This window comes from Streptomyces sp. Go-475 (assembly GCF_003330845.1).
Classification (GTDB): domain Bacteria; phylum Actinomycetota; class Actinomycetes; order Streptomycetales; family Streptomycetaceae; genus Streptomyces.
The window spans coordinates 583,177-608,345 of the sequence record NZ_CP026121.1 but is presented as its reverse complement, the minus strand read 5'-3'; the positions used below and the strand labels follow the sequence as shown (position 1 = coordinate 608,345).

At 71.9% G+C, this 25,169-nt stretch carries 17 protein-coding genes; 9 read left to right on the top strand and 8 right to left on the bottom strand.

All coding sequences use genetic code 11. The features are described from left to right. Nucleotides 1–217: 217 nt before the first annotated feature. The 3 genes from C1703_RS02780 to C1703_RS02770 all read right to left on the bottom strand — a co-directional run bounded on the left by C1703_RS02780 (nucleotide 218) and on the right by C1703_RS02770 (nucleotide 2,301). Nucleotides 218–823 (bottom strand): hypothetical protein, encoded by a 606-nt coding sequence (locus C1703_RS02780; protein ID WP_114257261.1) that lies wholly within the window; start codon nucleotides 821–823, stop codon nucleotides 218–220. Between the two features lie 176 nt (nucleotides 824–999). Beyond that, nucleotides 1,000–1,827, bottom strand: a complete 828-nt coding sequence (locus tag C1703_RS02775; RefSeq protein WP_114250363.1) for an MOSC N-terminal beta barrel domain-containing protein — start codon at nucleotides 1,825–1,827, stop codon at nucleotides 1,000–1,002. Nucleotides 1,828–1,872: 45 nt separating this feature from the next. After that, a complete protein-coding gene (locus tag C1703_RS02770) occupies nucleotides 1,873–2,301 on the bottom strand; it encodes a DUF6643 family protein (RefSeq protein ID WP_114250362.1) in 429 nt (142 codons plus the stop codon). Nucleotides 2,302–2,598: 297 nt separating this feature from the next. Between C1703_RS02770 and C1703_RS02765 the strand changes: the two genes are divergently transcribed. After that, on the top strand, nucleotides 2,599–3,861 hold the full coding sequence (locus C1703_RS02765) for a TerD family protein (RefSeq protein ID WP_114250361.1): 1,263 nt from the start codon (nucleotides 2,599–2,601) through the stop codon (nucleotides 3,859–3,861). A 16-nt stretch (nucleotides 3,862–3,877) separates the two neighbouring features. Here C1703_RS02765 and C1703_RS02760 read toward each other — a convergent pair whose 3' ends face one another. Beyond that, nucleotides 3,878–5,053, bottom strand: a complete 1,176-nt coding sequence (locus tag C1703_RS02760; RefSeq protein ID WP_232840396.1) for a glycosyltransferase — start codon at nucleotides 5,051–5,053, stop codon at nucleotides 3,878–3,880. A 57-nt stretch (nucleotides 5,054–5,110) separates the two neighbouring features. Between C1703_RS02760 and C1703_RS02755 the strand changes: the two genes are divergently transcribed. Then, nucleotides 5,111–5,896, top strand: a complete 786-nt coding sequence (locus C1703_RS02755) for an aspartate/glutamate racemase family protein (protein ID WP_114250359.1) — start codon at nucleotides 5,111–5,113, stop codon at nucleotides 5,894–5,896. A gap of 111 nt (nucleotides 5,897–6,007) precedes the next feature. Next, entirely contained in the window at nucleotides 6,008–6,562 is a 555-nt protein-coding gene (locus C1703_RS02750; protein ID WP_114250358.1) for a hypothetical protein, read from the top strand. Nucleotides 6,563–6,685: 123 nt separating this feature from the next. Here the strand turns inward: C1703_RS02750 and C1703_RS02745 are convergent, their stop codons facing one another. After that, complete coding sequence (locus C1703_RS02745) at nucleotides 6,686–7,753, bottom strand: O-antigen ligase family protein (protein ID WP_198678067.1); 1,068 nt, start codon at nucleotides 7,751–7,753, stop codon at nucleotides 6,686–6,688. A 278-nt stretch (nucleotides 7,754–8,031) separates the two neighbouring features. On the opposite strand from C1703_RS02745, the gene lnt reads away from it, so the two are divergent. From lnt to C1703_RS02720, 4 genes are all read left to right on the top strand, one after another. Further along, the gene (gene lnt / locus C1703_RS02740) at nucleotides 8,032–9,651 is read left to right on the top strand and encodes an apolipoprotein N-acyltransferase (RefSeq protein ID WP_114250357.1); all 1,620 of its coding nucleotides are present in this window, start codon (nucleotides 8,032–8,034) and stop codon (nucleotides 9,649–9,651) included. A gap of 68 nt (nucleotides 9,652–9,719) precedes the next feature. Then, nucleotides 9,720–10,199 (top strand): NUDIX domain-containing protein, encoded by a 480-nt coding sequence (locus C1703_RS02735; RefSeq protein ID WP_114250356.1) that lies wholly within the window; start codon nucleotides 9,720–9,722, stop codon nucleotides 10,197–10,199. Between the two features lie 54 nt (nucleotides 10,200–10,253). Then, a complete protein-coding gene (locus C1703_RS02730) occupies nucleotides 10,254–11,054 on the top strand; it encodes a 3-hydroxybutyrate dehydrogenase (RefSeq protein WP_114250355.1) in 801 nt (266 codons plus the stop codon). Nucleotides 11,055–11,130: 76 nt separating this feature from the next. Further along, the gene (locus tag C1703_RS02720) at nucleotides 11,131–13,182 is read left to right on the top strand and encodes a GAF domain-containing protein (RefSeq protein WP_232840395.1); all 2,052 of its coding nucleotides are present in this window, start codon (nucleotides 11,131–11,133) and stop codon (nucleotides 13,180–13,182) included. 47 nt (nucleotides 13,183–13,229) lie between these two features. Here C1703_RS02720 and C1703_RS02715 read toward each other — a convergent pair whose 3' ends face one another. Next, the gene (locus tag C1703_RS02715; RefSeq protein WP_114250354.1) at nucleotides 13,230–14,615 is read right to left on the bottom strand and encodes an MFS transporter; all 1,386 of its coding nucleotides are present in this window, start codon (nucleotides 14,613–14,615) and stop codon (nucleotides 13,230–13,232) included. 732 nt (nucleotides 14,616–15,347) lie between these two features. On the opposite strand from C1703_RS02715, the gene C1703_RS02710 reads away from it, so the two are divergent. Next, nucleotides 15,348–18,188, top strand: a complete 2,841-nt coding sequence (locus tag C1703_RS02710; protein ID WP_114250353.1) for a carbohydrate-binding protein — start codon at nucleotides 15,348–15,350, stop codon at nucleotides 18,186–18,188. Nucleotides 18,189–18,217: 29 nt separating this feature from the next. Beyond that, a complete protein-coding gene (locus C1703_RS02705; protein WP_114257258.1) occupies nucleotides 18,218–19,930 on the top strand; it encodes a ThuA domain-containing protein in 1,713 nt (570 codons plus the stop codon). 116 nt (nucleotides 19,931–20,046) lie between these two features. Here the strand turns inward: C1703_RS02705 and C1703_RS02700 are convergent, their stop codons facing one another. Together C1703_RS02700 and C1703_RS02695 are read right to left on the bottom strand one after the other, a co-directional pair. After that, on the bottom strand, nucleotides 20,047–21,534 hold the full coding sequence (locus C1703_RS02700) for an arabinofuranosidase catalytic domain-containing protein (RefSeq protein WP_114250352.1): 1,488 nt from the start codon (nucleotides 21,532–21,534) through the stop codon (nucleotides 20,047–20,049). Nucleotides 21,535–21,609: 75 nt separating this feature from the next. After that, complete coding sequence (locus C1703_RS02695; protein ID WP_114250351.1) at nucleotides 21,610–25,164, bottom strand: ThuA domain-containing protein; 3,555 nt, start codon at nucleotides 25,162–25,164, stop codon at nucleotides 21,610–21,612. Nucleotides 25,165–25,169: the final 5 nt, after the last annotated feature.

Genomic DNA, 25,169 nt, shown 5'->3' with positions numbered 1-25,169 from the left:
CCCCCACCTCGGTCGTACTGATGGCTCGTTCGCCCTCGGGACGCTGTGGCCGGTGTCGGGGCCGCTGCCGTGCCCGGCCCCCGGGGGCTGCGCGCGCACGCGGCATCGACACCCGGCGTGTCCCTCCTGCTCGCTCGCACGCGGGTTGTGCCGAACGGTTCGGCCGGACCACCGTAGCGTGCGCGCGGGTGGTGGGTTGACCAGAGCCGGAAGGCTGTCAGCTGCCGGTGCCCGTCCTGCCCCAGTCCGGGCCCGCCTTGTCCCATGCCTGGTCCCAACGGGCGTACCGGCGGCGGACCATGCGCCAGACGATCAGCCGTCGGCCGCCCTCTATGAGCCCGCCGGCCGCCAGGGCCGCGCCGAAACCGGCGAGGACCGCGTGCGTCGACGCCGTCGCGGAGTCCAGGGGGCGGGCCACCAGCCGGCCGTGCCGGTCGGTCCATATCCGGAACTCGTCGCCCCGCTGCGGGTCCTTGAGGCTCGACAGGACCGGGCCCTGCTGCTGTGTGCCGTCCGGCGCGGTCCAGTCGGCGAGGACGCGGTTGCGCAGATCCCGGCCGGTGGAGGTCTCCGGGTCGGCGTCCAGCGGGGAGGGGTCGAGCTTGCGGACCACGGTGGCCGTCACCAGATGCCGCGCCTCGTGCTGCTCCCGGACGGAGCGCTGCAGGGCGTCCTGGGCGGTGCCCCCGACGAGGAATCCGGCCACCGGGGCGATGAGCAGGATCAGCAGCAGGGCCGCCAGCGCCGCCCAGGCCTCGGCCAGGTCGGTCGCGCGGCACAACGGGTTGCGCCGCCAGCGCCAGAGTCCGCTGATCGCTCGCACCGCCTGCACCCCCTTCCCGCTCCGTGATAACCCCCGACGGAGCCGCCCACGCGCGCACCCGGCGAAGAGAGAGCGAAATCACCTCTCCTCAGGGCCACTCATGAACTTCTCACACGAGGCCAACGCCCGGGCCGCCGACGCGGTTCCCGCCCCTGCGGGAGACCCGCCGCCTGCGCTTACTCGAGGATCCTGACCCGGTCCCCGACCCGGATCGTGCCGCGGGACAGGGGCACCAGGTTCTGGCCGAAGACCAGCTTGCCGCCGAGCCGCCGGTGCCGCCCGAGGCTGTGCAGGGGCTCGCGGCCGCGCTCGCTGGTGCCCTGGTCGGTGGTGGTCACCACGCACCGGCCGCAGGGCTTGGCGACGCGGAAGGTCACCTCTCCGACGGCGAGGCCCGACCAGTCGTCCTCGGCCCAGGCCTCGGTGCCCGTCACGACCAGGTTCGGCCGGAAGCGGTTCATGGGGAGCGGGCCCTCGTCCGCGTGGTCGCCCTGCGCGATCAGGGCGTTGAGGGAGTCGAGGGAGGCCGTCGTGGTGAGCAGCAGCGGAAAGCCGTCGGCGAAGGAGACCGTGTCACCGGGGCGCGCGTACTCCGGGTCGACGGGCCGGCGCGTGGCCGGATCGTCCATGAACACGAGGCGCGCGCCGATGCCGAGGTAGGCGCTGCACCAGGCGTGCGCGGACTCGTCGTCGGCCGGGACCGCCTCGACCTTGTCGCGGAAGACCTGCGCCGGCACGGTACCGACCGACCTTGGGACGGGCACCGTGAGCGGCTCCATGCCGGGCGCGGACAGCCGGACGCCGCCGCCGGGCAGCAGCTCGGCGGCGGCCTGCGCGAGGCGCGGCTGCTGGCGTTGCGTGACGACCTTTCCCCCGTCGTCGATCAGCATCCAGCGCCGGTCGCCGGCCAGTCCCCACGGCTCCACGACGGCCTCCCGGGGCGCTTGGCCCCGGACCGCCTTGACCGGATGGACATGAATCGCGTGCAGGTGTGCGTTCCCCATGGGGCCATCGTGCCAGCCGGCACCGACAGCCCCCGGGGCGGCGGCTCAGTAACCGCGGTACTGCTGGTTGTTGTACGGGTCCTGGTAAGGAGCCTGGGCGGGACGGGGCGCCGCGGGGCGCATCGCCTCGTAACCCGCGGGCGCCGCCGGGCGCGGCTGCTGGGGCTGGGGCCCCGGGTAGCCGCGTGGTGCGGTGGCCTGCTGCGGGATGTACGCCGCGGGCGCCTGCTGGAGCGGGGCGGGCTGTGGCGCCTGCGGATAGCCGTAGGCGGGCTGGGACGGGGCCGCCGGCAGCGCGGGCAGCGCCGACGGGAGGGCGGGGAGGTTGCCGGCCGGCATGTCGTACTGAGCGGGGACCCGGATCGGGGCGATCTGCGGGGTGCCCCGCTCGGCGACGAGCTTGTCGTAGATCGGGGTGTCCGGGAAGGAGGCGGAGTAGTAGCCGCCGCCATAGGTGGAGCGGGGGGAGGTCATGGCACATAAGTTAAGCCCACGATGTGCTGGTTGGGGAGACCGATAAGAGGGTTGTTTTCCGTGTCCGCAGTGACCTGGGATCCCCAATGCGAGCGAACTCGGCAAAAAGGGGCGGCGAACCGGGTTCTGATCGTGTAAAGGCCGAGTTCCGGGCGGGTTGCCGGGGGTTGGCCGCCGGTCGTCCGGTCGTCGTGCATGGGAGTTCGCCGCGGGGAGGAATAGGTTGTCGGAACGGAACTCGTCCGGACGGCCGGGATGGGCCTGGCGCGGTGCCACACAATGGGGGCGGACATGCAAATGCTGAAAGGTTCAAACACTCCTGTGCCCGCCGCGGCGCTGCGAGTGGAATTGGGCTGGCGCACCGGACCGGGCGTGCCCGACGCCGACGCCTCCGCTTTGCTGCTGGTAAGTGGAAAAGTGCGTTCCGACGCGGACTTCGTCTTCTACAACCAGCCCGCGCACTCCTCCGGCGCGATCCGCCACGAGGGCAAGCGCAACACCGGCGGCCGCGTGACCGACACGCTCCTCGTCGACCTCGCGCGCGTGGAGCCCGCCATCGAGACGATCGTCCTCGCCGCCTCCGCCGACGGGGGCGCCTTCGGGCAGGTCCCGGACCTGTACATCGAGGTCCAGGACGCCGCCCAGGGCACCCCGGTGGCCCGCTTCGACAACCCGGGCGCCACCACCGAAACCGCTTTCGTGCTCGGCGAGTTCTACCGCCGCCAGGGCGCCTGGAAGTTCCGCGCCGTCGGCCAGGGCTACAGCAGCGGACTCGAAGGCCTGGCCACGGACTACGGCATCACGGTGGACGAGCCGCAGCAGGCGGCGCCCGTGACGGCGCCCGCACCGCCGGCCCACACGCCCCCGACGACGACGACCCAGCAGGCCGCCCCGCCGCCCCCCGCGGAACCCCCCGCACCCGTCCGCCTCACCAAGGTCACGCTCACCAAGGCGGCCCCCTCCGTCTCGCTCACCAAGCAGGGCGGGACCTCCGGCGCCCTGCACGTGAACCTCAACTGGGAAGTGCGCAAGCAGTTCTCGGGATGGAGCAGCAAGTTCGGCCGCCCGGCCGCGCTGCACTCCGACCTCGACCTCGACCTGTGCGCCCTGTTCGAACTCACCGACGGCAGCAAGGGCGTCGTACAGGCCCTCGGCAACACCTTCGGGGCACTGCACCAGCCGCCGTACATCCACCTCGACGGCGACGACCGCACCGGCGCCGTCGCGGCCGGTGAGAACCTCACCGTCAATCTCGACCACAAGAACGCCTTCCGGCGCATCCTCGTCTTCGTCACCATCTACGAAGGCGCCCGCTCCTTCGCCGACCTGCACGCCACCGTCACGCTCCAGCCGCAGTACGGCGCCCCGATCGAGTTCTCCCTCGACGAGTGCACGGTCCCCTCACCCGTGTGCGCGCTCGCCCTGATCACCAACACCGGCGGCGACCTGGTCGTCCAGCGGGAGGCCCGCTACCTGGTGCCCGAGCGCGGGGTGAGCCCGCAGCGGACCGTCGACCAGGCCTACGGATGGGGCATGAACTGGACCCCCGGCAGGAAGTGACGCCCTCCGGCGGTGGTCAGCCCTCGTCGGGCACGGCGTCCGGGCGCGCGTAGGTGCGGCCCTTCCAGGCCGCACCCCGTCCCCGGTAGTGCTGCACGGCCGAATCGACCGTCATGAGGAGGTAGAGGAAGGCGGTGAACGGCAGCAGCGGAGCGAGCCACGGCGGCTGCCGGTAGTAGCGGAGCATCGGGACGTACGTCCCCGCCATCACGAGCCAGGCGAGGCCCCCGGCGACCGCCGCGGCCGCGCCGCCCGTGGCCAGACCCGCCACGAGCGCCACGGGCGGCACCAGGTACACCAGTGCCAGCCCCGCCACCGTCCCGGCCAGCAGCAGGGGGTTGTGCCGCAGCTGGGCGTAGGCGCTGCGGGACACCATCCGCCACAGATCGCCCAGCCGCGGATACGGCCGCACGCTGTCCACCCGGTCCGCCAGCCCCAGCCAGACGCGGCCGCCACCGCGCTTGACGGCCCGGGCCAGGGCCACGTCGTCGATCACCGCGTGCCGGATCGCGTCCGGGATCCGCGCCCGCTCGGCGGTCTCCGCCCGCAGCAGGACGCAGCCACCGGCAGCGGCCGCCGTCCGCGTCCCCTCCCCGCCGATCCGGCGGAAGGGGTACAGCTGCGCGAAGAAGTAGACGAAGGCCGGCACGACGAGCCGCTCCCACACGCTCTCCACCCGCAGCCGCGCCATCTGCGACACGACGTCGAACCCGCCCGAACGGGCCGCCGCCACCAGCTCCCGCAGACTGTCCGGCGCGTGCGCGATGTCGGCGTCGGTCAGCAGCAGGTACTCGGGACCACGCGCGCGTGCCAGGCCGATGCCGTGGCGCACGGCCCACAGCTTGCCGGTCCACCCCGCGGGCGGCTCGCCCGGCGAGGACACGGTCAGCGGCAGCCCGCCGTGCCGGTGTGCCAGGTCACGCGCGAGATCACCGGTGCCGTCCGTACTCCCGTCGTCGACGAGGAAGACCTCCGCCCGCCCCGGATAGTCCTGCAGGAGCAGCGACGGCAGCGCGGCGGGCAGCACCGCCGCCTCGTCACGGGCCGGGACGACGACGCACACGTCCGGCCACACGTCCGGCTCCACGCGCCGGGGCAGTCGCACATCGGTGCGCCAGAAGAAGCCCTGGCAGAGCAGCAGCCACAGCCAGGCGAGAAGTGATCCAGCGGCAGTCCACACAACGGCGCTCACGCGCGCAGTCTGCCCCACGGGACCGGCCCGGGACCGCTCATCGTCTATCGTGATCGGGTGAAGATCGCGCTCATGGACTCCGGAATCGGTCTGCTGGCGGCCACCGCCGCGGTACGGCGGCTGCGCCCCGACGCCGATCTCGTGCTCTCCCTGGACCCCGACGGCATGCCCTGGGGCCGGAGGACCCCGGAGGAGCTGACCGAGCGCGCCCTGGCCGTCGCCGAGGCGGCCGCAGCGCGCCGCCCCGACGCCCTGATCGTCGGCTGCAACACCGCGACCGTGCACGCGCTCACCGCGCTGCGCGCCCGCCTCGAACCCGAGCTTCCGGTCATCGGCACCGTCCCCGCGATCAAGCCGGCCGCGGCGGGCGGTGGACACCTCGCCATCTGGGCCACCCCGGCCACCACCGGCAGCACGTACCAGCGCACCCTGATCCGGGACTTCGCCGGCGGCGTGCCCGTCACGGAGGTGCCGTGCTGGGGCCTCGCCGAGGCCGTGGAGCACGCGGACGAGGCGGCGATCGACGCCGCCGTGGCCGCGGCCGCCGCACTCACCCCGGAGGACGTGACCACCGTCGTCCTCGGCTGCACGCACTACGAACTGGTCGCCGAGCGCATCCGGACCGCCGTCCAGCGCCCCGGGCGCCCGCCCCTCGTACTGCACGGCTCCGCGGGCGCCGTGGTCGCCCAGGCCCTGCGCCGGCTCGGCGAGCAGCCCGCGCCGGGCGCCACCCCGCACGGCACCCTGACCGTGCTGCTGAGCGGACGCGAGGGTGCGCTGCCCGCGCCGGCCCTGGCGTACGAGGAGGGGCGGCTGCTGCAGGCGGTCACCCCGGCCCGCTGACCGCGGCCTCCTGACGGTCGCCGCCGCGGTGGAACCGGCCGACGCCCGGCCGGCCCAGTCACGCTCCGCCACCGGCTACCAGCGCAGCGAAACCTGAGTACTCTCATATGCATGAGGGACCACCGCCACGGCGAGAACGCCTCTGCCGCGCATGCCGACGTCTGGACCGGCCGTGCGACCAACCGCGTCCAGTGGCTGCTGGCGCTCGTCGGAGCGGCGTGCATGGCGCTCGGTATCGAACTCGCGGTCGACTCGGCGTGGACCTCCGGCACGGCTCCGCTCATCATGGCCGTCGTCGGGTGCATCGCCGCCGGGCTCCTCGTCCTCTTCGGAACCCTCGCCTTCGTGCACGTCGCCCTGCGGGTCGACGAGGACCACCTCGAGGTGCGCTGCGGCCACATCGGCCTGCCCCGCCGCCGTATCCCGCTCTCCCATGTGGCGGGCGCCACGTACACCTCCCACGTCACGCCCCGCCACTGGGGCGGCTGGGGCTACCGGTGGCGGCCCGAGAAGGGCACCGCGGTGGTCGTACGCCAGGGGGAGGGTGTCGTGCTGGAGCTGTGGGACGGACACACCTTCACGATCACGGTGGACGACGCGGAGGCGGCCGTAGAGGTGATCAAGGCCCGGCTGCGCCCCCGAAAGCCGGGCGCTCCCGCGCACTGAAGCGAGCGAGCCGAGGCCGCCGCTTCCAGGGCCCGGCGGGCTACCGCCTCCGATCGGAGGGCCTGACGTGCTTCCGTCTCCGAGCGGACGAGTCCCGGAGCCCCCGTGCCGCCAGGGCGTCCCTCACCACGCGGGAGTGCGTCCGGTGTCCCGCGGATGGGGGTCCGGGGCGCGGCTCGGCGGCTCGTCGGCGAGCGGGCGTGCCGTGGCCATGCCCGCCAGCAGCCCCGCGCCCACCGACACCGCCGTGAAGCTCAACGCGTTGCCGAGCGCGGCGATGGCGGCGAGCACCGTCAGGGCCGCGCCCGCGGTCAGCGCCACCGGCGTCGGGCGCGGCCCGCGCCACAGCGCGTACAGCACCCAGCCGAAGGCCGCCGCCAGCAGGGCCACGCCGACGACGCCCTGCTCGGCCGCCTGCTGGAGCGGCGCCGAGTGCGGCTTGCCGTCGGACAGCAGTGACTGGGCGGACGTCGCGCTCAGCTCCCCGAACCGGCCCGGGCCGACCCCCAGGGCGGTGTCCCCGCGCAGTTGGCCCCACGCGTCCTGCCACAGCTGGACGCGGTGTGGCGTCAGGCGCCCCTCGACGGCCGCGCCGAACCCGCCCGGCACGGCCCGCGCGGCGATCGCGCAGGTCAGGCCGGTCACCAGGACGGCGACCGCGGCCATCGCGGCGAGAACGGAGCCGCGGCGCCGGGTCCGGCCGGCGGCCAGCGAACACAGCAGCACCGCCACGCACGTGACGCAGCCGGTGGCCGAACCGAGCACGGCCGCCAGCACCGCGGTCCCGGCGGCCACCAGGCGCAGCGCGAACCGCACGGCCGGCGCGGGAGCCGCCCAGGCGGCGCAGCACGCGGCGCCCGCCGACAGCGTCAGCACGGCCGCCGTGGCCCCGGCGTGCCCCAGGGGCACGGTGATCTGCGGGCCCGGAGCGAGATGCGGAACGGCCACTGTCAGCCCGATGCCGGCCAGCGCGCCGGCGCAGGGCGCGGCGACCGGCAGCAGCGCCCCGCTGATCCGCCCGGCGGCGTACCCGGCCGCCACGGCCAGCACCGCGAGGAGCACACCCTCGGGCCGGCCGTCGCGCGCGGCCGCCGTGATCAGGGACCAGCCGGCGCAGGCCCCCAGCACCACCACGCCCGCCGCGTCCAGCGCGATCCGTCTCTCGCCGTCCGCGTCCGCCCCGGACGCCATCCCACTGGCACCCACCCCGCCCCGCCCCCCGCACCCCGTCGCCCCCGACCTGTGAAGACCCCGGCCGCACGGACCGCCATAACCGCACGACTGAGGCTTCGGCACACCGTAACGGCTGGTGGGCGGTTTGGGGATGTGTCGTGACGAAATGAGCAGGAACGTTGCTGCGGTGCGGGCGGCTGAGGGGGCCCCTCGTCCCGTGCGCGGCGACCGGAGCCGTGTCGCCGCCCCCTGGGCCGCGCTGTCGGCGTCAAGGCCGGTCGACTTACACTCCGGGAGTGACCGTCACCGCAACCTCCGTCGACGAGTCGGACCAGCTGAAGCCGCGGATCGCCCCCGGGACACCGGCGGCGTGGTCCCAGCGGCTCGTGCGCCTCCTCCCGGCCGCCGCTGCCGCGCTCTCCGGCCTGCTCCTCTACGTCAGCTTCCCGCCCCGCACCCTGTGGTGGCTGGCCCTGCCGGCCTTCGCCGCCTTCGGCTGGGTGCTGCGCGGCCGCGGCTGGAAGGCGGGGCTCGGCCTCGGCTACCTCTTCGGCCTGGGCTTCCTGCTGCCGCTGCTGGTGTGGACCGGTGTGGAGGTCGGGCCGGGCCCCTGGCTCGCCCTGGTCGCGATCGAGGCGCTCTTCATCGCGCTGGTCGGCGCGGGTGTCGCGGTCGTGTCGAAGCTGCCCGGGTGGCCGGTGTGGGCGGCGGCCGTGTGGACCGCCGGCGAGGCGGCACGCGCGCGTGTGCCGTTCGACGGCTTCCCCTGGGGGAAGATCGCGTTCGGGCAGGCGGACGGGGTGTTCCTGCCGCTCGCCGCCGTCGGCGGCACTCCGGTGCTGGGCTTCGCGGTGGTCCTGTGCGGCTTCGGGCTGTACGAGGTCGTCCGGCTGGCCGTGGCGTGGCGGCGGGCCGGGACGGTGCGGCGCGCCGCGGCGGCCGTGGGCCTGCTGAGCGTGGCCGTGCCGGTCGTGGGCGCGGTGGCGGCCCGGCCGCTGGTCAGCGACCAGGCCGAGGACGGCAGCGTCACCGTCGCGGTGATCCAGGGCAACGTGCCCCGCGCGGGCCTGGAGTTCAACGCCCAGCGGCGGGCCGTGCTCGACTACCACGCGCGCGAGACGGAACGCCTGGCCGCCCAGGTCAAGGCCGGCAAGGTCGCACGCCCCGACTTCGTGCTCTGGCCGGAGAACTCCTCCGACATCGACCCCTTCGCCAACCCCGACGCCCGAGCCGTCATCGACACGGCGGTCAAGGCCATCGGCGTGCCCGTCTCGATCGGTGGCGTCGTCGAGCGGGACGGCAAGCTGTACAACGAGCAGATCCTGTGGGACCCGGTGAAGGGCCCCGTCGACACCTACGACAAGCGCCAGATCCAGCCGTTCGGCGAGTACCTGCCGTTCCGCTCGCTCATCGGGGCGATCAACAGCGACTGGACCTCGATGCAGCGCCAGGATTTCAGCCGCGGCACCAAGCCGGGCGTGTTCACCATGGACGGCGCCAAGGTCGGTCTCGTCACCTGCTACGAGGCCGCCTTCGACTGGACCGTGCGCTCGGAGGTCACCGACGGCGCCCAGATGATCTCCGTGCCGAGCAACAACGCGACCTTCGACCGCAGCGAGATGACGTACCAGCAGCTCGCCATGTCCCGCGTCCGCGCCGTCGAGCACAGCCGTACCGTGGCCGTGCCGGTGACCAGCGGTGTCAGCGCCTTCATCATGCCGGACGGCAGGATCACGCAGCGGACCGGCATGTTCGTGGCCGACTCGCTGGTGCAGAAGGTCCCGCTGCGGTCCTCGCTGACCCCCGCCACGCGGCTCGGCGTGCTGCCGGAGATCGCCCTCGTACTGGTCGCGGCGGGCGGACTGGGCTGGGCCGTCGGCGCCGGTGTGCGCGGGCGACGCGCCGGTGACGTCTAGTCGTATCCCGGTCGCACGCTGCCTGAAACGGGCCGGGGCGGCCTGACCGGCCCCTTAGGGTCGACGTCATGGCTACTCCCGACTTCATCCGCGCCCTCCGTGCCTCCGCCGGACATCAGCTGCTGTGGCTCCCCGGAGTCACCGCCCTGGTCTTCGACGACGAGGGCAGAGTCCTGCTGAACCGCCGGTCCGACACCCGTAAGTGGTCGGTGATCGGCGGCATCCCGGACCCGGGGGAGCAGCCCGCGGCCTGCGCCGTGCGGGAGGTCTACGAGGAGACGGCCGTGCGCTGTGTCGCCGAGCGGATCGTCCTCGTCCAGGCCGGGGACCCCGTCACGTACGACAACGGCGACACCTGCCAGTTCCTGGACATCACCATCCGCTGCCGGGCCATCGGCGGCGAGGCCCGGGTCAACGACGACGAGTCGCTGGAGGTGGGCTGGTTCGAGGTCGACGCCCTGCCCGAGCTGAACGAGCACTGCCTGTTCCGGATCAAGCAAGCCATGTCGGACGCCCCCACATGGTTCGACCCCACTACCTCCAACTGAACTATGGGGTCTGACCATATGGGGCGGGGCAGGGGCGCTGCCTAGGGTCGAGGCATGACCGCGCCCCCTGTCCTACCGGCTCCCCACGCCTCCCCGCTCGACCTCGGCGGCCGCACCGCGCTCGTCACCGGCGCCGCCGGCGGCATCGGCCGTGCCTGCGCGCTGCGGCTCGCGGCCGCCGGGGCCAAGGTGAGAGCGGTCGACCGGGACGCCGCCGGCCTGGAGACGCTCGCCGAGCAGGGCCGTGACCTCGCGGGCACCGTGGAGCCGCACGTCCTCGACCTCACCGACCTGGACGCCGCCGAGCTCGCCGCCGCGGGCACCGACGTCCTCGTCAACAACGCCGGGCTCCAGCTCGTGCGCCCCATCGAGGAGTTCCCGCCCGACGTCTTCCACACGGTGCTCACCGTGATGCTGGAGGCACCCTTCCGCCTCATCCGAGGTGCCCTGCCCCATATGTACGGGCAGGGGTGGGGCCGCATCGTGAACGTGTCGTCCGTCCACGGACTGCGCGCTTCCGCCTACAAGTCGGCCTACGTGGCCGCCAAACACGGCCTGGAGGGGCTCTCCAAGACCACCGCCCTCGAAGGCGCGCCCCACGGTGTCACCTCGAACTGTGTGAGCCCCGCCTATGTGCGCACCCCACTGGTGGAGAAGCAACTCGCCGACCAGGCCCAGGCGCACGGCATCCCCGAGGAGCGGGTCCTGTCCGAGGTGCTGCTCCAGGACAGTGCGGTCAAGCGGCTCATCGAACCGGAGGAGGTCGCCGAGGCCGTGGCGTACCTGTGCGCTCCGCAGGCGTCCTTCGTGACCGGCACGTCGCTCGTGCTCGACGGCGGCTGGACCGCCCACTGAGCACGGCGGTGTCCGTCGGCCGGGGAGTTATCCACAGGGCTGACGGGACGGGCGGGTCATGGTGAATCCTGTGGGCATGTCCAGCGATCACGTTCAGCCGGCCGGGCGATTCGCCGGCGCCGCGGAAGCACCGTCGGGCCGGGCGGAAGGGCCGTCGGGCCGGGCGGAGATGCCGTCGGCGCGTGCGGAAGTGCCGTCGGGCCGGGCGGAGGCGCCGTCGGGCCGCGTGGAAGTGCCGTCGGTGAGTGCCGAGACGCCGTTCCTCGAGCTGCTGGCCCGGGGCGCGTCCGCCGACGCCTACGAGCAGCCGGTGCTGCTGGCACGCGCCGAAGGACGGCCGGCCGAGTGGATCGACGCGCTGCAGCGGGCCAAGCCGCTCGCCCTGCGCGTGCGTGCGGAGCTGGAGGGACGCCGCCGCCGCGAGGCCGAGCTGTCCGCCCTGTTCGAGACCGCCCACGATCTCGCCGGGCTGCGCGACCTGGACGCCGTGCTCCAGGCGATCGTGCAGCGCGCCCGGTCGCTGCTGGGCACGGACGTCGCGTACCTCAGCCTGAACGACCCGGAGCGCGGCGACACGTACATGCGGGTCACGGAGGGCTCGGTCGCGGCCCGCTTCCAGCAGCTGCGACTAGGCATGGGCGAGGGACTCGGCGGCCTGGTCGCCCAGACCGCACGCCCCTACGTCACCGACGACTACTTCAAGGACGACCGCTTCCAGCACACCCTCACCATCGACGCGGGCGTGCGGGACGAGGGGCTCGTGGCCATCCTCGGCGTGCCGCTGACGCTCGGGCACCACGTCATCGGGGTGCTGTTCGCCGCGGACCGCCGTGCCCGGGTCTTCGAGCGGGAGCAGATCGCCCTGCTCGGCTCCTTCGCCGCCCTCGCCGCGGCCGCCATCGACACCGCCAACCTGCTCGCCGAGACGCGGTCGGCGCTCGCCGGCCTGGAGCGGGCCAACGAGATCATCCGGGACCGCAGCGGTGTCATCGAGCGCGCCTCCGAGGTGCACGACCGGCTCGCCGAGCTGGTGCTGCGCGGCGGCGGCGTGCACGACGTGGCCGCCGCGGTCTCCGAGGTCCTCGACGGCACGGTCCAGTTCGCCGAGGCCGCCGCGGCACCGGCCGAGGCACTGGAGGCCTCCCGCGCGGACGGGCACGCCGTGCGGCACGAGGACGACTGGATCGCCGCCGTCGCCGCCGGCGGCGAACTGCTCGGCGCACTCGTGCTGCGCGGACACCCGGGCCTCGACCCCGTCGACCAGCGCACCCTGGAGCGGGCCGCCATGGTCACGTCCCTGCTGCTCCTGGCCCGCCGGTCCGCCGCCGAGGCCGAACAGCGCGTGCGCGGCGAGCTGCTGGACGACCTGCTGGACGCCCGCGACCGTGATCCGCGCCTGCTGCGGGAGCGGGCGGCCCGTCTCGACGCCGACCTCGACGCCGTCCATGTGGTGCTGGCCGCGCGGCTGGAGGGCGGCGCGGCCGACGCCGACCAGGAGGCGGACGCCCGCAGACGCCTGGCGGCCGCGGCGTCCCACCTGGCCGCGACCCGGCACGGCCTCGCCGCCGCACGCGACGGCGGCACCGTCCTGCTGCTGCCCCTCGGCCCCGGCGACACCGCCACCGACCTTGCGCGCACGGCCGCCCGTCAGCTGGGCACCGCGGTCCACGCGCCGGTCACCGTCGGCGCCTCCGCACCCGCCGAGGACCTCTCCGCCCGCCCGGACACGGTGGCCACGGCCTACGCGGAGGCCAGGCGCTGTCTCGACGCCCTGGGCCTGCTCGGCCGTTCCGGGGACGGGGCCGCCGCCGAGGACTTCGGCTTCCTGGGGCTGCTCCTGGCCGGTGACCGGGACATCCCCGGCTTCGTCGACCGCACCATCGGCGACGTCGTCGCGTACGACCGAAGACGCGGCACGGAGCTGGTGCGCACCCTCGACGCGTACTTCGCCTGCGGCATGAGCCCCGCCCGCACCAAGGACGAACTGCACGTCCACGTGAACACGGTCGCCCAGCGCCTGGAGCGCGTCGGCCGCCTCCTGGGCGACGACTGGCAGAGCCCGGCGCGCGTCCTGGAGATCCAACTCGCCCTGAGACTGCACCGGTTGTCGGCACCGGCGCGGCACTGACCCCCGTACGCGGGGATGTACGGGGGCCGGCCGCACCGGCGGAAGGCTCAGGGGGTACGGGCGTCCGCCGCCGGGGCCGTGGCCCGGTCCGGGGCGGCGGCGGACGTGACGTCGGACAGGTCCCGGTGGCGGGTCTCCTTCGCCGCCGCCACGGCAACGACGGTGAGGAGGGAAGCGGCGACGACGTACAGGGCGATCGGTGTGGAGCTGCCGTAGTCGGAGAGGAGCGCGGTGGCGATCAGCGGCGCGGGCGCGCCCGCCGCGACGGAGGCGAACTGGGCGCCGATGGAAGCGCCGGAGTAGCGCATCCGGGTCGCGAACATCTCGGAGAAGAACGCCGCCTGCGGCGCGTACATCGCTCCGTGCAGCACCAGCCCCACGGTGACGGCGATGATCAGGTTGCCGAAGCCGCCGGTGTCGATCAGCGAGAAGAAGGGGAACATCCACAGCCCGACACCGACCGCCCCCAGCAGGTAGACGGGACGGCGGCCGATCCGGTCGGACAGCGCGCCCCACGCCGGGATGACGGCGAAGTGCACGGCCGAGGCGATCAGTACCGCGTTGAGCGCGACCTGCTTGGAGACGCCGGCCGAGGTGGTGGCGTAGACGAGGATGAACGCGGTGATGACGTAGTAGCTGATGTTCTCCGCCATCCGTGCGCCCATCGCGACCAGGACGTCACGCCAGTGGTGCCGCAGTACGGCGACGAGCGGCAGCTTCTCCGCGTCTCCGGACCGGTCCGCCTTACGGGCCTCGGCCTGCGCCAACGCCTGCTTGAAAACGGGGGATTCGTCGACAGACAGACGAATCCACAAACCGACGATCACCAGGACGCCGGACAGCAGGAACGGGATCCGCCAGCCCCAACTGCCGAACGCGGCGTCCGAGAGGAGGGCCGTCAGCAGGGACAGCACACCGGTGGCGAGGAGTTGCCCCGCCGGCGCGCCGGTCTGCGGCCACGACGCCCAGAACCCGCGCCGTCGCGCGTCTCCGTGCTCCGACACGAGCAGCACGGCACCGCCCCACTCGCCGCCGAGCGCGAAGCCCTGCACCAGCCGGAGCACGGTGAGCAACACCGGCGCGGCCGTCCCGATGGTGGCGTGCGTGGGCAGCAGCCCGATCGCGAAGGTCGCCCCGCCCATCAGCAGCAGACTCAGCACCAGCAGCTTCTTGCGCCCGAGCCGGTCGCCGTAGTGCCCGAACACCAGCGCGCCCAGCGGGCGGGCGGCGAAACCGACCGCGTACGTCAGGAAGGACAGCAGTGTGCCGACGAGCGGGTCGGAGTCCGGGAAGAACAAGGTGTTGAACACGAGCGCGGCGGCGGAGCCGTAGAGGAAGAAGTCGTACCACTCGATGGTGGTGCCGATGAGGCTGGCGGCGACGATGCGCTTGAGGTTGCCGGGCGATGGGGGAGCGGTGGATGCGGAGGCCATGTGCGCCACTTCCTCGTGTGCGGTGGGGACGGGTACGTGTTGGCACACCGTAGGAACATGCAGGTCAGGGGCACATATGGTGGGGCAACATAGTCTGGGGCGTGGCTATGCGTGGGAACACCATGCCCGCTCGTGGAGGGGCGGCTGACAGGCTTGGAGGGCCGGGGGTGGTCGCGGACTGGTTGGCCGCATCACTGGCTTCGGCCGGGCCGGCGTAGTCAAGAAACCGGTCGCCTTCGCCGGGGCGGCTGATGGTCACGATCTGCGGGACGTGGTGGGTCCCGCGGCCTCTACTGCGGTGCGCAGGGGTGATCCGTGGTCGGCGAAGGCGTGGCCGGACCCGGCCGGGTTGCCGCGCGGGCGGCGGCGAACGCCCCCGTCCGCATCCCCCCGCCGATCCGGGTCGGAGATGGCACCGAGTCCTGACAGGGCTCGGGCCCTTCGTAACTTGCTCCACAACAGACCAAAAGCCTGGCTGGTTCGGAGGGAAGTGTGGACATATTGGGCTGGAGCCTTCTAGCCTTGTCGGCGTACCGTCACGGTTGTCGATGTGACCCGACAGCGCGGTAACCATCGACTTCTCCTGTTTCCGAGCTGTTGCCCCCGCTCGGCGTAGTGGCCTGCTGAAGCACACCCAGCGGGCCGAGGCGGCGACTTCCCGCTACGGCATCGGCGCGGCAGCGCGCGCCCCAAGCCTGGCAGCCACCTGTTCAGGAAGGGGATTGCATTGTCATGTTCATGAAAATCATGCGGGCTCCCGCGTGTTGGCCGGCCATCGGTTCGGCTCTGCTCCTGGTCGCGGCCGCTCTCGTCGCGACCTTGTCCAGCGCGCCCCCGGCCTCGGCGCACCCGATCAATCCCGCCGACTTCCAGCAGGTCCAACTGGCCCGCGGGGTCGCGGAAGTCGGTGAGCCGATGTCGCTGGCCGTACTCGCCGACCGGTCGGTGCTGCACACCGCTCGCAACGGGACCGTGCGCCGCACGGACGCCAGCGGCACCACCACCGTGATCGGCAGCATCCCCGTGTACGCGCACGACGAGGACGGCCTGCAAGGCATCGGCATCGACCCGGGTTTCGCCACCAACCGCCACATCTACCTCTACTACGCCCCGCCGCTGTCCACGCCAGGAGGCGACGCACCCACCACCGGCACCAACTGGTCGGCGTGGCAGGGGGTCAACCGGCTGTCCCGGTTCAGGCTCAACGCCGACTTCACGCTCAACCAGTCCAGCAGAGTGGACATCCTCGACGTGCCGGCCGACCGAGGCATCTGCTGCCACGCCGGCGGGGACATCGACTTCGACGCGGCAGGCAACCTGTACCTGTCCACGGGCGACGACACCAACCCGTTCGAGTCCGCCGGATATTCGCCGCTCGACGAACGGACCAACCGCAACCCGGCGTTCGACGCGCAGCGCACCGCCGCCAACACCAACGACCTGCGCGGCAAGATCTTACGGATCAAGGTGAACGAGAACGGGTCGTACTCGATCCCGGCAGGCAACCTGTTCCCGCCCGGCACGGCCAGGACCCGGCCGGAGATCTACGCGATGGGCCTGCGCAACCCCTTCCGGATGAGCGTGGACAAGGCCACCGGCATCGTCTACGTCGGCGACTACGGCCCCGACGCCGGCGCCACCTCGGCCCGCGGACCGCAGGGCCAGGTCGAGTTCAACCGCGTCACGGGCCCCGGCTTCTACGGCTGGCCGTACTGCACCGGCACGAACACGAGCTCCGAGACGTACGCGGAGTGGGACTTCGCCACCAACACGGCAGGCGCGAAGTACAACTGCTCGGGCGGGCCGACGAACAACTCGTTCCGCAACACCGGCTTGAGCACACTGCCCCCCGCCAAGGCCGCCTGGATCCGCTACGGCGGCGAGGCCGGCAGCCCGCCGGCGTTCGGCAGCGGCTCGGAGTCGCCCATGGCGGGCCCGGTGTACCGGTACGACCCCGACCTCAGCTCGCCCACGAAGTTCCCGCAGTCGTTCGACGGGCAGTTCTTCGCCACGGAGTTCGGCCGCGGCTGGATCAAGCCGATCCACCTCAACGCCGACGGCACGCCGGGGACCATCGACAGCTTCCCCTGGACCGGCAAGCAGGTGATCGACTCGGCGTTCGGCCCGGACGGCTCCTACTACGTGCTGGACTACGGCACCGGGTATTACCAGGGCGACCAGAACTCCGCCCTGTACCGCTTCGACCACGTCGGCGCCGGCAACCGGGCGCCCACGGCGGTGGCCGGCGCCAACCGGACCTCCGGCACGGCACCGCTGACCGTGACCTTCTCCTCGGCCGGCTCGTCCGACCCCGAGGGCGGGGCACTGACCTATGCGTGGAACTTCGGTGACGGCACCAGCTCCACCGCCGCCAACCCGACGAAGACCTACGACACGAACGGCGACTACACGGCCAGGCTGACCGTGCGCGACCCGCAGGGCGCCACCGGCACCGCCGACGTGCGGATCACCGTCGGCAACACCGCCCCGACCGTGACCATCAACAGCCCCGCCGCGGGGGAGATCTTCGCCTTCGGCGACACCGTGCCGTACAGCATCACCGTGACGGATCCGGAGGACGGCACGGTCGACTGCGCCAAGGTCAAGCTGACGTACCTCGTCGGTCACGACAGCCACGGCCACCCGATCACCTCGAAGACCGGCTGTTCCGGCACGATCACCATCCCGGTCGACGGCGAGCACGACGACGCGGCGAACATCTTCGGGGTCTTCGACGCCGAGTACACCGACAAAGCCGGGCTCACCACGCACACGCAGCACATCCTGCAGCCGAAGCACCGGCAGGCCGAGCACTACAAGACATCGTCCGGCATCACCACCTACGACAAGTCGACAGCCGAGGGCGGCAAGTCCGTCGGTGACATCGAGAACGGCGACTGGATCGCATTCGAGCCGTACAAGCTGAGCAACGCCACGTCGTTCAGCGCCCGGGTGGCGTCAGCCGGCGCGGGCGGCACGTTGCAGGTCCGGGCCGGCTCGCCGACCGGCACCGTCCTCGGCTCCGCCTCCGTCCCGGTCACCGGCTCGTGGACGAACTTCACCACCGTGGGCGGCTCGATCTCCGGTGCACCGGCAGGCACCACCACGCTCTACCTGACCTTCGCCGGCGGCTCCGGATTCCTCTTCGACGTCGACGCGTTCACCTTCAATCCCGGCGGTGGCGCGACACCCGGCGTGGGTCCGGTCGTGGGGCTCGCGGGCAAGTGTCTGGATGTCCGTGACGGCGGCTCGGCGGACGGTACGGCGGTGCAGATCTCGTCGTGCACGGGCGCGGTGGGGCAGCGGTGGACGGTGACGCCGGGGTCGACGGTCAAGGCGTTGGGCAAGTGCCTGGACGTCAGCGGCAACAGTACGGCGGACGGGGCGAAAGTCCAGCTGTGGTCCTGCAACGGTGGCGCCAACCAGAACTGGCAGGCGTCCTCGGACGGGTCGCTGCGGAACCCGCGGGCGGGCAAGTGCCTGGACGTGTCGGGCGCCAGCTCGTCCGACGGCACCCTCGTGCACCTGTGGACCTGCCACGGCGGAGCCAACCAGAAATGGACCCTGCCCTGATTTCTGTCACCGAGAAGAGAGCGACGGACATGCGCAGACAACCCCGAATGCTGCTTGGTGGGGCGGCCGCGACACTCGCCGCCCTGGCCCTCCTCGGGCAGCCCGGCCCCGTCAGTGCCGCGGACACGGCCTACGACGTCCTCGTGTTCTCCAAGACGGCCGGTTTCCGGCACGACTCGATCCCGGCAGGGATCCAGGCCATCCGCGACCTCGGAGCGGCGAACAGTTTCACGGTGACGGCCACGGAGGACGGCAACCACTTCACCGCCGGCAACCTGAGCCGTTACGAGGCGGTGATCTTCCTCAACACCACCGGCGACGTCCTGAACGACGCCCAGCAGTCGGCGTTCCAGTCGTACATCGGCTCCGGCGGCGGCTTCGTCGGCGTCCACTCGGCCGCGGACACGGAGTACAACTGGCCGTTCTACGGTGAGCTGGTCGGCGCCTATTTCGCCTCGCACCCCGCCATCCAGCGGGCCAACGTCAAGGTGGAGGGGCGGGCGCACGCGGCGACCGCCCACCTGCCGCAGACCTGGACCCGCACCGACGAGTGGTACAACTTCCGGACCAACCCCCGTACCACCGCGCGCGTGCTCACCACGCTGGACGAGTCGTCGTACTCGGGCGGCTCGATGGGCGCCGACCACCCGCACACCTGGTGCAAGACCTACTCGGGGGGCCGGTCCTTCTACACCGGCGGCGGGCACAGCCAGGCGTCGTACGCCGAGCCGGCGTTCCGGGCACACCTGCTCGGCGGCATCCGGTACGCGGCAGGCCGGACCAAGGCCGACTGCCGGCCCGAGACCGGCTACACGAGCCTCTACAACGGCTCGACCACCGGCTGGTCGCAGGCCGGCCCGGGCGGCTTCACCAACGCGGACGCCACCCTCGCCTCGCACGGCGGCATGGGCATGCTCTGGTACAGCGCCCGGCAGTTCACCAACTACTCGCTCAAGCTGGACTGGAAGATGCCCGGCGACGACAACTCCGGCGTGATCGTGGGCTTCCCACCGTCGAGCGACCCGCAGTCGGCACTGAACAACGGCTACGAGGTCCAGATCGACGCCACCGACGCGCCTGACCGCACGACCGGCTCGATCTACGCCGTCAAGGCCCCGGACACGGCCGCCCGGGACGCGGCGCTCAACCCACCGGGCGAGTGGAACACCTTCGAGTTGCTGGTGGAGGGCGAGCGGCTCCAGGTCTGGCTCAACGGCGTGAAGGTCAATGACTTCACCAACACCGACCCCGCCCGCTCGCTTGCCGGCCACGTCGGCATCCAGAACCACGGCACGGGGGACGACGTGTCGTTCCGCAACGTCCGGATCAAGGAGCTGGGCGGCACCCCACCACCCACACCCGGCGTGGGTCCGGTCGTTGGGCTCGCGGGCAAGTGTCTGGATGTCCGTGACGGCGCCTCGGCGGACGGTACGGCGGTGCAGATCTCGTCGTGCACGGGCTCGGCGGGGCAGCAGTGGACGGTGACGCCGGGGTCGACGGTCAAGGCGTTGGGCAAGTGCCTGGACGTCAGCGGCAACAGTACGGCGGACGGGGCGAAAGTCCAGCTGTGGTCCTGCAACGGTGGCGCCAACCAGAACTGGCAGGCGTCCTCGGACGGGTCGCTGCGGAACCCGCAGGCGGGCAAGTGCCTGGACGTGTCGGGCGCCAGCTCGTCCGACGGCACCCTCGTGCACCTGTGGACCTGCCACGGCGGAGCCAACCAGAAATGGACCCTGCCGTGAGCTGACGCGGCACGCTGGAAGGGCCACCTGCCCACTGCTGGGCGGTGGCCCTTCCGGGTTCTCTGGCCGGGAGTGGCTGACGTCAGGCTGTGCCGCGTTTCGGTGCGGGCAGCGGCTCAGCGATAGCCGGCGGCGACGATGTTGGCGTGCACCGCGTTCTCGGTCGCGTCGGACGGATATCCGGACACCATCGCGCCCTCGTAGAAGGTGCCGGCGCTGAGGTTCGCGCCGCCGCCGGGCTTGCAGCAGTCACCACCGCTGCCGAGGATGATGGCCCCCTGCTTCTTCATGGGGCTGTAACCCGGCGGAAGCGCGCCGTCCCAGAGCGTGGTCAGGTTTCCGGACTGGGCGTTGCCACCCTTGAGCGCGAAACGGCTCGTCCCGTTGTTCTTCAACATCGCCGTCACGAACTTGCTGGTGAAGGCCCGCTGGTTCGTGTTCCAGGCCTGACTGCCCCCGGAGTAGAGCCCCCATTCGAGGTCGGCCTGGACCCATGGGCCGGTGCCGACGCACCCTCCGAACCAGCACTGGGTGCTGAAGTTGATCGCGTCCATCGCCCCGGCCGCGTCGGCCGCCCGGGTCGTCTCACTGTTGCCGTAGTCGAAGCAGCAGCCGCCGTTGACATGGGTGCCGCTCGTCACCATGTACATGCCTTCGGGGGCGCTGCCGGTCGGTACGCCGGTCAGGTGGCCGTCCCGCCAGTAGCTGTTGCCGGGGTTGATGTAGAGCGAGTAGGCCTTGCTGCCGCCGACCGCCAGCGACTCGGACGTCGCGATCGCCGGGCGGCTCTGGCTGGAGCCGGGGACCACACTCGACCCCTGGTACCACAGGTCGTTCCCGCGGCCGGACTGGTCGTAGACGACGGTGATGACACAGGTGGTCCCCGCGCAGAACGAGTCCTGCGTCGCCGCGTCGGCGGTGCCACCCGCGCTCAGGACGCCGATGTTCCGGGTCGTGCTGTCGGACGAGCGCCGGACCTGGTAGAGGTTGCCGTTGTAGGTGCCATAGAGCGCTCGTACGGTGCTGTGGGCGGCGATGCAGGGGGTGCCGCCCGAGGCGTAGATGTCGCACGTGCCCGCGCCGCCCGGCACCGGCGGGTCCGGCGGCGTGGTCGGCGAGTTCCACTGCTGGTTGGTGCCGCCGTGGCAGGACCAGAGGATGGTCCTGGTGCCGTTGGCGGTGCCGCCGGCGTTGGCGTCGAGGCACAGTCCGGACTGGACGCCGGTGATGGTGCCGTTGGGGTTGACGTTCCACTGCTGGTTGTTCTGGCCGTTGCAGTCCCAGATGATGACCGCGGTGCCGTTGGTGGTGCCGCGTCCGCTGGCGTCGAGGCACTTGCCGCCGTGGACGGTCAGTTGTTTGCCGGCGGTGTAGGTCCAGGTCTGGCCGGTTGCGCCGGTGCAGTCCTGGAGTTGGGTCTGGGTGCCGTTGGTGGTGCCGGGGACGGTCAGGCAGCGGCCCGACTGCGCGCCCACGATGGGGGCGGTGCGCCCGGGCTCGATCGGTGCCGCCACCGCGGTGGCGCCGACGGCGACCAGCACCAGGGCGGTGCCCAGTGCGGACAGCCGTCCGTACCGGCGGGGCCGAGGTATGCGAAACACCATGGCGATTCCTCACCTGTTCGTAGGGTGTGAGGGATGCCCGGCGCGCGACCGCGCCGGGCATCCCGTCCGGACGGGCTATACGGCGGTGAACCGCCACTGTTGGTTGGTGCCGCCGTGGCAGCTCCATTGCAGGAGCCGTGCGCCGTCGGCCGTAGAGCCGCCGTTGACGTCGACGCACAGGCCACTGGGAAGGCTCTTCACCGTGTACACGCCTACCGTGGTGGTCGGTGTGACGAGGAACTTCTGCGGGTTGCTGTTGTCGCAGGTGGACTGTTGCAGGAACGCGCCCTGGGTGGTGGACCCGCCCGTGACGGCGAGGCACTTGCCGCTGTGCGCTGCCTTCAGGTGGACGGCGCCGCCACCGGCGTCGACGGCCTGCCACTTCTGGTTGTTGCCGCCGGTGGCCGGCCACTGGACGACCTGGGCGCCGTCAGCGGTCGAGGCGCTGCTGACGTCCATGAACTTGCCGCTGTGCTGCGCCGCGACCGTCCAGGTCCGACCGGCCACGCCCCCACCGTCGCCGCTGCCCGGTTCGCCGACCCCGTTGCCCCCGAAGGTGAGCGAGTCGAGGTCGAACCAGTTGTTCGAGGTGCCCTTGAACACCAGGTAGAGCTGGTGCGAGCCGGAAAGATCGGCGGTGTTCACCGCCGACGTGGACTGGTAGTTGTTCCAGCCGCCGGTGCTCGGCACCGGTGTCGTGGCCAGGGGCGTGCCGGTCGGGGAGTCGGCGCGCAGTTCGATCGATCCGCCGCCGCTCGGCGACGACAGGCGGTACTTCACGCTCGTGATGCCCGACAGGCTCATCGGGTTGAACGCGATCCAGTCGCCGTCGGAGATGTTGCCGACCCGCTTGCCGCTCTCCGCCCCGGCCTGCTCGACGACCTGCACACCCGACTGGTCCGTGTAGAACTCGGCCTGCTTGTGCTTGGGCTGGAGGATCGTGTGGGCGTAGCCGGTGAGCGGCGCCGCACCGCCGGGGCCGCCGTCGTCGGTGTAGCGGGCGTTGAGGACGTAATACAGGTTGGCGCCGTCGGGGTGCCCGCCGAGCAGCTTCGTGTCGATGGTGCCCGAGCACCCCGGGTAGTCCGTGGTCTCGTGCTGGTGGTCGTCGTGGCCGAGGGCGGGGTTGACGAAGACCTTGGCGCAGTCGACGGGCGCGCCGCCGGGGTCCGAGACGGACACCTTGTAGGAGACTCGGTCGCCGAAGTCCAGCATGCCGCCGTCGGGCGGGATCGTGATGGTGACGACCGGTGCGGTGTTGCCCACGGTGATCGGCACGTTGGCGAAGGCTGTCTTGCCGGTGTTGTCGGTGACCTTGAGCTGGGCGGTGTAGTTGCCGTTGGCGGTGTAGGTGTGCGACGGGTTGGCCGCCGTGGACGTGGTGCCGTCGCCGAACGTCCAGTGGTAGCTGATCGTGTTACCGGGATCCGGGTCCGTGGACCCCGCGCTGCTGAACCGCACGGTCAACGGCGCGTTCCCGCTGGTGGGCGTTCCGGTGGCCTTGGCGATCGGCGACCGCCCGCCCTGGTTGTAGTCGATGCGGTAGAGCCCCGAGTCGTTGTTGCCACCGAAGAAGTTGGTGCCCCACTCGAGCAGGTACAGCGAGCCGTCGGGCCCGAACTCCATGTCCATCGGCTTGAGGAACTTGGCGGCGGGCATGAAGGGGTTGGTCCGGGTGACCGCGGTCGCGGAGTCGAAGTGGACCTCCTTGACGGTGTGGCGCGACCACTCGTAGAAGAAGTGGACCCCGTCGTAGTAGGGCGGGAACTTCGTCCCGGACGGGTTCGCGGCGTCGTAGCGGTAGACCGGTCCGCCCATCGGCGCCGAGCCGCCGGAGCCGAGTTCGGGGAATTGCGGTGAGACGCCGTAGCCGTACCACATGTTCGGCGCGACGATCGGCTTGAGGCTGGTCAGGCCGGTGTTGTTCGGCGAGTTGTTGACCGGCGCGTTGCAGTTGAACTTGGGGCCGACGACGCGGGTGTCCGGGTTGTAGGGCGCGTAGGCCTGGTTGTCGCCGTGACAGAACGGCCAGCCGTAGTTGCCCGGGGACTTGATGACATTGAGCTCGACGAGCCCTTCGGGGCCGCGGTTGGTCGCGGGCGGGTTCCGGTCCGGGCCGTAGTCGGCGAGGTAGACCCACCCGTTGGCCGGGTCGATCGAGAAGCGGAACGGGTTGCGGAAGCCCATCGCGTAGATCTCCGGCCGGGTCTGCGCCGTGCCCTGCGGGTAGAGGTTGCCGGACGGGATGGTGTAGCCGCCGTCGGCCGACGGCCGGATGCGCAGAAGCTTGCCCCGCAGGTCGTTGGTGTTGCCGGCGGTGCGGGCGGCGTCGAGGTTGGCCTTGCCCGGCCGCCAGTCCAGCGGGGCGTAGCCCTGCCAGTTGGAGTCGAGGTTCGGTGGGACGTCGTCCCCGGTGCCGATGTAGAGGTTCCCGTCGGGGCCGAACTCGATGTACCCGCCCGTGTGCCCGGGCTCGGCGAACGTGCGGTCCCGGGTCGCGGGGATGTCGATGATCGTCACCTGGCTCGACATGTTCAGGGTGTCGCCGGTGAGTTTGAACCTGGAGACCCGGTTGATGTCGTTCGGGACTCCGGCCGGGGAGTGATACAGGTACACGTAGCCGTTGTCGGCGAAGTCGGGGTCGAGCGCCAGTCCGGTCAGGCCGTCCTCGCCGCCGGTGTAGACGTTGAGCGTGCCGGCTGTCACGGTGCTGTTCGTGGTCGGCTTGAAGATCTTCAGCTGCCCGCCCCGCTGGACGTAGAGCACCCTTCCGTCCGGGGCGACCGCGAGGGCCATCGGGTCCGCGGTGTTGTCGTCGAGGGTGCGCTTCTCGAAGTTGCTCCACACGGTGCCGCCGCAGTCGCCGGGCTCGGCGCCGGCCGCCCACTTGACGCCGCCGAGGACGTGGTTGCGGAAATGGGTCTCGCTGTAGGCCGCGCTGGCGTGCCCCATGCCGGTGGCCCACACGCGGCCGCCGCCGGTGTTGCGGCACCAGGAGATGGGGTGGTCCGGCCCCATGGCGCGGGGGCCCGGGTTGTACGTGCGCTCGTCCGCGGTGACCAGGACATGGACGTCGCCGCGGAGGTTGCGGTCGAAGTTGTACCACTCCTCGCTGCGGTTCCAACGGTCCGGCAGGCCGGCCGTCGACGGGTGCTTCTTGTCCGCGACGATGGCGGTGCCGCCCAGCACGCCGGGGGAGTGCTCCGGCATGTGCGCGCCGCCGTTGATGGTCTGGTCCCACCACGGGTACTCGTTCTCGATTCCCATGTCCGTGGCGTTGTGGATCGCGACGATGCCCTTGCCACTGGCGAGGTAGCCCTCCACCGCCTGACGTTGGGCCGCCGTGGTCCACACCATTCCCGAGGTCTGGAACATGATGAGCACGTCGAAGGTGGCGAGGTTCGCCGGGGTGAAAACGCTCGAGTCCTCGCTGTGGACCAACTCGAAGTTGTTGGCCGCCGCCTGCTCCCGGAACATCGTCAGGCCGGCCGGGATCGAATCGTGCCGGTAACCGGCCGTCTTCGTGAAGACCAGGGCTCGGAAGGCCGGCGCCGCTGACGCCGGTGGGGCGACGACGAGCGACAGGAGCACGCTCGCGATCGCCCCGAAGACAAAGATGATGCGACGCATGCCGT